General features: G+C 70.3%; 9 protein-coding genes. All 9 read left to right on the top strand.

Translation table 11 applies throughout. The features are described from left to right. Nucleotides 1–34 precede the first annotated feature (34 nt). Nucleotides 35–379: an STAS domain-containing protein gene (locus tag ACFW2G_RS26975; RefSeq protein WP_037926195.1), complete on the top strand. Its 345-nt coding sequence runs from the start codon at nt 35–37 to the stop codon at nt 377–379. After that, on the top strand, nt 376–2,523 hold the full coding sequence (gene glgX, locus ACFW2G_RS26980; protein WP_384584599.1) for a glycogen debranching protein GlgX: 2,148 nt from the start codon (nt 376–378) through the stop codon (nt 2,521–2,523). Before ACFW2G_RS26975 ends, glgX begins: the two co-directional genes overlap by 4 nt. 16 nt (nt 2,524–2,539) lie before the next feature. Then, nucleotides 2,540–2,851, top strand: a complete 312-nt coding sequence (locus ACFW2G_RS26985) for an STAS domain-containing protein (protein ID WP_030964503.1) — start codon at nt 2,540–2,542, stop codon at nt 2,849–2,851. Between the two features lie 14 nt (nt 2,852–2,865). Next, a complete protein-coding gene (locus ACFW2G_RS26990) occupies nt 2,866–3,321 on the top strand; it encodes an anti-sigma regulatory factor (protein WP_037926199.1) in 456 nt (151 codons plus the stop codon). Further along, entirely contained in the window at nt 3,303–4,562 is a 1,260-nt protein-coding gene (locus ACFW2G_RS26995; RefSeq protein WP_052031160.1) for a PP2C family protein-serine/threonine phosphatase, read from the top strand. The genes ACFW2G_RS26990 and ACFW2G_RS26995 overlap by 19 nt, the downstream gene beginning before the upstream one ends. 2 nt (nt 4,563–4,564) lie before the next feature. Beyond that, nucleotides 4,565–5,308 carry a MinD/ParA family protein gene (locus tag ACFW2G_RS27000; protein WP_037926202.1) on the top strand — a complete coding sequence of 248 codons (744 nt, stop codon included), beginning with the start codon at nt 4,565–4,567 and terminating at the stop codon, nt 5,306–5,308. Nucleotides 5,309–5,377: 69 nt separating this feature from the next. After that, complete coding sequence (locus ACFW2G_RS27005; RefSeq protein WP_052031161.1) at nt 5,378–6,118, top strand: type 1 glutamine amidotransferase domain-containing protein; 741 nt, start codon at nt 5,378–5,380, stop codon at nt 6,116–6,118. 82 nt (nt 6,119–6,200) lie between these two features. Next, nucleotides 6,201–7,685 carry an aldehyde dehydrogenase gene (locus tag ACFW2G_RS27010; protein WP_037926205.1) on the top strand — a complete coding sequence of 495 codons (1,485 nt, stop codon included), beginning with the start codon at nt 6,201–6,203 and terminating at the stop codon, nt 7,683–7,685. A 46-nt stretch (nt 7,686–7,731) separates the two neighbouring features. Next, a partial coding sequence (locus ACFW2G_RS27015) for an NAD(P)-binding domain-containing protein (RefSeq protein ID WP_384681072.1) occupies nt 7,732–7,949 on the top strand: 218 nt, incomplete at its 3' end.

A 7,949-nucleotide genomic window follows, 5' to 3' on the forward strand; every position in this document is an offset into this window, starting at 1 on the left:
TCAACGGGGGGCGCCCCAACCAGAGGGGAAGGCAATGACTCTCAACGTCAAGGAACGCCGGAACAAGACGGGCACCGTGCTCGTCGCCACCGGCGAGATCAACAGCGAGACCTCCGGCACGCTGCTGGAGTCCCTGCTGCCGCTGGTCCGCGAGGGCAAGCCGCTGCGGATCGACCTCACGGCGGTGACCTACGTCTCCAGCGCCGGCCTGCGCACTCTGCTCGTCGTCTACCGCGAGGCCCAGCACGCCGGCGTGGCCGTCACCCTCTACGGGGTGAGCGAGGAAGTCCGGTTCGTCATGTCGGCCACCGGCTTCCTCGACTTCTTCGAGACCGGCGAGGCCGCCGCGGCGGCCGCCAAGGCCAAGGCCGCGCGATGAGCGAGACCCGCTCCGAGCAGGTGCTGCGCGTCGACGCGTACCCGACCCATGAGGTGGGCGGGTACCGCGTCCGCGCGGGCAAACCGTTCCCCTTCGGGGCCAACGTGGTCCCCGGCGGGGTGAGCTTCTCCGTCTTCTCCGACCAGGCCACCTCCATGACCCTGGTCGTCTACAAGCGCGGAGAGCCCGAGCCGATGGCCGAACTGGAGTTCCCCGAGGAGTTCCGCACCGGCAGCGTGTTCGCCATGACCGTCTTCGGCCTCGACCACGAGAACATCGAGTACGGGTACCGGGCCGACGGCCCCTACGACCCGGTCACCGGCCACCGTTTCGACGCCCGCCAGGTCCTCTCCGACCCCTACGCCCGGCTGATCGCGGGCCGTGACGTGTGGGGCGTGGAGCCGGACCGCAGCCGTGGCTACCAGTACCGCTCCCGCGTCTGCCTCCAGGACTTCGACTGGGGCGACGACACCCCGCTGGGCATCCCCGCCGAGGACCTGGTCGTCTACGAGGCCCACGTCCGCGGCTTCACCCGGCACCCCAACTCGGGGGTCACCGCGCCGGGTACGTTCGCGGGGCTGCGCGAGAAGATCCCGTACCTGAAGGAACTCGGGGTCAACTGCATCGAGCTGTTGCCGGTGTTCGAGTTCGACGAGAGCGACAATCCGCGCTCCAACCCGGAGACGGGCGAGAAGCTCTTCGACTACTGGGGCTACAACACCGTCTCCTTCTTCGCGCCCAAGGCCGGATACGCGGCCACCGGACGCTACGGGATGCAGGGCGACGAGTTCCGCACGCTGATCAAGGACCTGCACGCGGCCGGTATCGAGGTCATCCTCGACGTCGTCTTCAACCACACCGCCGAGGGCAACGAGCAAGGGCCGACGATCTCCTTCAAGGGGCTCGACAACGCCACCTACTACATGCTCACGCCCGAGGGGTACTACTTCAACTTCAGCGGCACCGGCAACACGGTCAACTGCAACCACCCCGTCGTGCGCAACTTCGTCCTCGACTGCCTGCGCCACTGGGTAGCCGACTACCACATCGACGGATTCCGCTTCGACCTCGCCGCCATCCTGGGCCGGTCCCTGGACGGCACCCCGCTGCCCAACCCGCCGCTCCTGGAGCTGCTCGCCTACGACCCGGTGCTCCGGCACACCAAGCTCATCGCCGAGGCCTGGGACGCCGGCGGCCTCTACGAGGTCGGCAACTTCCCGGCGTACGGCCGCTGGGCGGAGTGGAACGGCAAGTACCGCGACACCGTGCGCCGCTTCCTCAAGGGCGACCCCGGGGTCACCGGCGAACTGGCCACCCGCATCGCCGGCTCACCCGACCTCTACTCCAGCCGCGGCACCGCCGCCTCCGTCAACTTCCTGACCGCACACGACGGCTTCTCCCTCGCCGACCTGGTCTCCTACAACGACAAGCACAACGAGGCCAACGGCGAGGGCAACAACGACGGCGCCAACGACAACAACAGCTGGAACTGCGGCGCCGAGGGCCCCACCGACGACCCGCAGATCAACGCCCTGCGCACCCGGCAGATGAAGAACGCCCTCGCCATCCTCCTCACCAGCCAGGGCATCCCGATGCTGCTCTCCGGCGACGAGGTCGGCAGGACCCAGCAGGGCAACAACAACACCTACTGCCAGGACAACGAACTGTCCTGGTTCGACTGGGACCAGGTCGACGACAACGCCGAACTGCTCCGCTTCACCCGCGAGATGATCGCCTTCCGCAAGCGCCACCGCGAGCTCCGCTCCACCTGCCACCCCACCGGACGGGTCCGGGACACCCTTGGCCTGCCGGACATCAGCTGGCACGGCGAGCGGGCCTGGCAGCCCGACTGGTCGGCGGACAGTCGGCTGGTGGCGGTCGCCCGCTGCGGCGCCGGCGACGACGACGTGGTCTACGTGGCCATGAACTCACACTGGGAGCCGCACGACCTGGAGCTGCCCGCCCTGCCCGGCGGACGCAGCTGGCACCTGTTCGCCGACACCGGGGCCGAGGCACCGCACGACATCCGCACCCCCGGGACCGAGCCGGAGCTGGGCAACGCCGGCAAGTACCTGATCGGCCCGCGGTCGGTGGTGATCCTGGTGGGCCGTACGAACGACCCCGACGAATCCGACACGCCCTGACCGAAGGAGACCAGACATGCCGCTTTCCGTGTCCCTGAGCATCGAGGGCGACACCACCGTGATCGAACTGTCGGGCGAGCTGGACGCCAAGACCGCGCCGGACTTCCACCGGACGATCGAGAAGGCTGCCGGACACGGCACCACCACGGTCGAGATCAGGATGGCCGGCGTCGGCTACATGGCCAGCGCCGGACTGCGCTCCCTGGTCTTCGCCCAGCAGAAGGTCGCCGACGACGTCACCATCAAGGTAGTCGGTGCCATCGAGCCCGTCTCCCGGACCATCCGGACGGCAGGCCTCGACCGCAGCATCGTCCTCTCCGATGAGTGACGACCGTGAGTGACATGGTCGAGCTGGCGAGGACGCCCGCGGTCCTGGAAGTGCCCGCGACGGTGGGGGCACTGGGCGACGTCGCCGCGTTCGTCCTGCGGCTGGCCGGCCGGGCCGGGCTCGGCAAACGAGCCTCCTACCGGCTCCGGCTGGCCGTCGACGAACTGGCCACGAACATCGTGATGCACGGGTACCGGGGCGGCGACGGACGGATCACCGTCCGCGGCCGCTCCGGTCCGGGCGGGGTGCAGATCACCCTTGAGGACTGCGCCCCGGCCTTCGATCCCGTCGAAGGCCGTCTGCCGCCGTGCCCCGGGGTACCCCCGCAGGACCGGCGGATCGGCGGCCTCGGCATCCACCTCGCCCTGACCAGCGTGGACGAGTTCGCCTACACCTACCGGGACGGCCGCAACATCAGCACGCTGACTGTGAAGGCTGAGGGGACGCATCCATGCCCTCCACGACCGTGATCATCCTCGACGCGCACCCGGCACCGCCGCCCGAACTGCTCGACGCCCTGCGGACGATGGACGCCCGCCTCGTCACCCGCACGCTGACGGAGCTGCGCGAAGGCCCGCTGGAGCTGCTGCCCGTCGCGGACGTGCTGCTCGCCCCGGCGGAGTCCGACGGGGACGCCGTACGGATGGCCGTACGCCGGCTGCGCCGCTGGGCCGGGGCTCCCATCGTGGTCGTCTGGACCGTGACGGAGTTCGCCGCCCTGGAGGAGCACGTCCGGATCGGGCACGACTACCTCGTACCACCCTTCCTGCCCGCCCTCGTCGGGGCCCGGCTGCACAGCTGCTCGGAGCGCGCCGGACTCGGCCGCACCCTGCGCGAGGCCGACGCCCGCGCCGAACTCATGGGCTACGAGAAGGAACTGGAGATCGGCCGGGAGATCCAGGCAGGATTCCTGCCCGAATCCCTGCCCGTCCCCGACGGCTGGGAGATCGACGTCCGCTTCCGGCCCGCCCGGCAGGTCGCCGGGGACTTCTACGACGTCTTCGAGATCTCCCGCGGCCGCCGGCTGGCCTTCGTCGTCGCCGACGTCTGCGACAAGGGGGTCGGAGCCGCGCTCTTCATGGCGCTCATCCGCTCCCTGCTCCGCCACACCGCGCAGAACAGCGGACTCCAGCACCTGGTCGCCGCGGGCCGGGCCGGCGGCAGCCGGCGGATCCCGGTCGTCGGCGCCACACCACTGCTCAACGCGGTCACGGCCACCAACGGCTACCTCACCAGCAACCACCTGAGGCAGGGCTACTTCGCGACCCTGTTCTTCGGAGTGCTGGACCCGCTCACCGGAAGCCTCGTCTACATCAACGGCGGCCACAACCCGCCCCTGCTGCGGCCCGCGGACGGCAGCCCGCCCGCCGCCCTGGACATCACCGGGCCGGCCGTCGGGGTCCTGCCCGACTGCGTCTACACGCTCGGCTACGCCCAGTTGGATCCGGGCGACACCCTGTTCGTGTTCACCGACGGAGTGCCCGAGGCCCGCTGCCCGAACGGCAGCTTCCTCGGCGACGAACGCATGCTGCAACTGCTCGCCGGGCCACTGGCGAGCGGCAAGGACCTCGTCGACCGGATGGACCTGGCGGTGCGCGAGCACACCGGCACCGCCGAGCAGCACGACGATGTCACCATGCTCGCCCTGCACCGGCCGCGTACGGCGCGGGGGCCGTACGCGGACGGGCCCGGGCATCGGGTGGTGGCCTAGAGATGGCCCGCACGATCGTGGTGCACTCGCACCGCGGCGGCACCGGGAAGTCCTCGGTCCTGGCCAACCTCGCGCTGCTCCTCGCGGCCGGGGGACGCCGGGTGGGGGTGGTGGACACCGACATCCAGTCACCCACTCTGGACCTGCTGTTCCGGCTCGGCCCCGGACCCTCCCTGGCCGACTACCTCCTCGGCCGCTGCGAGATCGAGGCCGCCGCCCAACCGGCCGGCGTGCCAGGGTTGTACGTCGTACCGGCCCGGACCGGGACGGCGGCCCTGCGGGAACTCATGGCCGGCGGCTACGACGTGGGCCTGCTGCCGGAGGGCTTCGACCGGCTGGCCGAGCACTACGCGCTGGACGTGCTGCTGCTCGACACCCACGCCGGGCTCAACAACGAGTCGGTGACGGCGATGGCGAGCGCCGACGTGTTGATCATCATGGCGCGGGCCGACCGGATCGACCTCTCCGGGGTCGAGGAGACCATCGCCCTCGCCGGGCGCCTGGCCTGCCGCCGGGCCCTGGTACTGAGCATGGCACCCGCCGGCATCGACCGGGACTCCGCCCGGCGGCGCTCCGAGGAGGTCTACGGTGCGCCCGTGGCCGGGATTCTTCCCTATTCGCCGGAAATGGCCTCCCTGTACGGGGAGCGCATATTCGCAGAAGCCCACCCCGACCACCCCCTGGTCGGTGAATTCCGCACCATCATCTCGGCGTTGGACGCACGTGACGAAGTATCGCGGGCCTGACGTCGCCCCCTTACGCCCCCTGCGGGGGGCGTGTTGAATCGGCAGCGAATCCAGAACAAGGAGAGAATCATGAAGATTCTCGTCGTCATGACGGCCAAGGCGACCCTGCACCTGCTGGACGGCGAACAGCATCCCTCGGGATTCTGGGCAGAGGAATTTGTCGTTCCCTTTTCACTCTTCAAGGCGGCCGGCCACGACGTGGACGTGGCGACGATCGGGGGTCGCGCTCCTACGGTCGACCAGACGAGCATCGACCCGCAGTTCCTCCAGTGGGTCCGCCCCCAGGGTTCCCCCGACGAGGACGCGGCCAACGCCGCCGAGTACGTCCGCGTCATCGAGAACACCCCCCAGCTGCGAGCCCCGCTGGCGCTGGAGTCCCTCACCGAGAAGGACGTCGCCGACTACGACGGCGTCTACGTCAGCGGCGGCCACGGTGCGATCGGCGACCTGCCCAAGTCCGACGAACTCGCCCAGATCCTGCGCTGGGTCATCGCCCAGGACAAGCCCCTCGCGACCGTCTGCCACGGCCACACCTCGCTCCTCGCGCTGCGCGACGGCGAAGGCCGCTGGCCGTTCGAGGGCTACCGGATGACGGCCTTCTCGCACGACGAGGAACTCGTCACCAACATGGCCGGCCGGCTCCCGCTGATCCTGGAGGTCGAGCTGACCCGACTCGGCGCCCGCTACGAGAAGGCGGACGCGATCTGGGACTCGCACGTGGTCGTCGACCGCAAGCTGACGACCGGCCAGAACCCGTACTCCTCCAAGGCCCTCGCGGAGACGTTCTTAAGCCAGCTCGCGAAGGGCTAGGAGGTGTCCGGCGGATCAGGGCCGGGCCCGGATCCGCCGGACACACCCTCCCCCGCCCCGCATCCGACACCGGAAGGCAGCCATGACCAAGCGTGAGCTGAGCGGCCCGCCCCTCGCCAACCCCGGGAAGCTCTTCATCGGCGGCACGTGGGTACCGGCCCGGGACGGCCGGACCGAGCCGGACGTCAGCCCCGTCGACGGACAGGAGATCGTGCCCGTCGCGCAGGCCGCCGCGGCCGACGCCGACGCAGCCGTCGCCGCCGCCCGCACGGCGTACGAGGAAGGTCCGTGGAGCAGACTGTCCGCCCAGGAGCGGGCACTGCGGCTGAACCGGGTCGGTGAGCTCATCGAGCGCGACCTGGAGGAGATCGCCCTGCTGGAGACCATGGACATGGGCAAGCCGTTCGCCTTCTCCAGCACGGTCGACGCCCCCATGGCCGCCCAGCTCATGCACTACTACGCCGGGGCGGTGACCCGCGTCGACGGCTCCTCGCGCGCCCCGGCCGGCGGTCAGCTCGCCTACACCCTGCGCGAACCGCTCGGTGTGGTCTGCGCGATCACCCCGTTCAACTTTCCGCTGCTGCTGTCGATGACGAAGATCGCGCCGGCACTGGCGGCGGGCAACACGGTCGTCCACAAGCCCTCCCCGGCCACCCCCCTCACCGCGCTGAAGATCGCCGAGCTCTTCCAGGAAGCGGAGATCCCCGACGGGGTGTTGAACGTGGTCACCGGCCCCGGCGTGGAGCTGGGGGAGACGCTCACCGACCACCCCGGCATCGACAAGATCGCCTTCACCGGCTCGACCGTCGTCGGCCAGTCGATCATCCGCAGGGCGGCCGGCACCCTGAAGAAGGTCACGATGGAGCTCGGCGGCAAGTCCGCCAACATCGTCTTCGCCGACGCCGACCTCGACACCGCCGAGGAACTCGCCTTCTTCGGCATCTACTACAACAAGGGCGAGATCTGCACCGCCGGATCCCGGCTGCTGCTCCAGCGCCCCATCCACGACGAGCTGGTGGAACGCCTTGTGAGCCGGGCAGCCGCCCTCCGGCCCGGCGACCCCCGCGACCCGGCCACGCTCTTCGGCCCCCTCGCCCACCGCGGCCAGTTCGACAAGGTCAGCTCGTACATCGAGATCGGCGAGAAGGAGGGGGCGGTGCTGCGGACCGGCGGCACCGGGTGGACTCCCGAGGGCGCCTCCGCCGAGGGACTGTACTTCCTCCCGACCGTCTTCACCGGCGTCGACAACGGGATGCGCATCGCCCAGGAGGAGATCTTCGGCCCGGTCCTGTCGATCATCCCCTTCGACACGGAGGAGGACGCCGTGCGCATCGCCAACGACAGCGCGTACGGCCTGGCCGCCGGCGTCCACACCAAGGACCTGCGCCGCGCCCACCGTGTCGCCTCGCAGATCAAGGCCGGCACGGTCTGGGTCAACTGCTACAACCAGTACGACCCCGCGGTGCCCTACGGCGGCTACAAGGCCTCCGGATTCGGGCGCGAGTGCGGACCCGAATCCCTGGAGAGCTACACCCAGACCAAGTCGGTCTGGATCGGCATGGACTGAGAAGGCCCGACCGGACACGGACAGCACCCCTTCCCGAGGAGCGTCAATGCGGACAGGCATCATCGGCACCGGGCGGATCGGCACGGTCCTCGCGAGGATCCTCGTGGCGGCGGGCCACCACGTGGTCCTCGCCAACGCCCGTGGCCCGCAGACCCTCGGCCCGCTCGTGGCCGAGCTGGGACCGGGGGGCCCCGCGGCGCCCCCCCCCCCCGCCCCCCCCCCGCCCGCAAAACGGGTGGAGGTTGGGGCCCGACAGCCGGGGCG

Origin of the sequence: Streptomyces sp. NPDC058880, from assembly GCF_042742535.1 — a bacterium.
In the GTDB taxonomy this organism is placed as follows: Bacteria; Actinomycetota; Actinomycetes; order Streptomycetales; family Streptomycetaceae; genus Streptomyces.

Bases quoted from the DNA above. Each gene is read 5' to 3' on its own strand.
- ACFW2G_RS27005 (WP_052031161.1), top strand. From the start codon at position 5,378: ATGAAGATTCTCGTCGTCATGACGGCCAAGGCGACCCTGCACCTGCTG.
- ACFW2G_RS26995 (WP_052031160.1), top strand. From the start codon at position 3,303: ATGCCCTCCACGACCGTGATCATCCTCGACGCGCACCCGGCACCGCCG.
- ACFW2G_RS26990 (WP_037926199.1), top strand. From the start codon at position 2,866: ATGGTCGAGCTGGCGAGGACGCCCGCGGTCCTGGAAGTGCCCGCGACG.
- ACFW2G_RS27000 (WP_037926202.1), top strand. From the start codon at position 4,565: ATGGCCCGCACGATCGTGGTGCACTCGCACCGCGGCGGCACCGGGAAG.
- ACFW2G_RS26975 (WP_037926195.1), top strand. From the start codon at position 35: ATGACTCTCAACGTCAAGGAACGCCGGAACAAGACGGGCACCGTGCTC.
- ACFW2G_RS27010 (WP_037926205.1), top strand. From the start codon at position 6,201: ATGACCAAGCGTGAGCTGAGCGGCCCGCCCCTCGCCAACCCCGGGAAG.
- ACFW2G_RS26985 (WP_030964503.1), top strand. From the start codon at position 2,540: ATGCCGCTTTCCGTGTCCCTGAGCATCGAGGGCGACACCACCGTGATC.
- glgX (WP_384584599.1), top strand. From the start codon at position 376: ATGAGCGAGACCCGCTCCGAGCAGGTGCTGCGCGTCGACGCGTACCCG.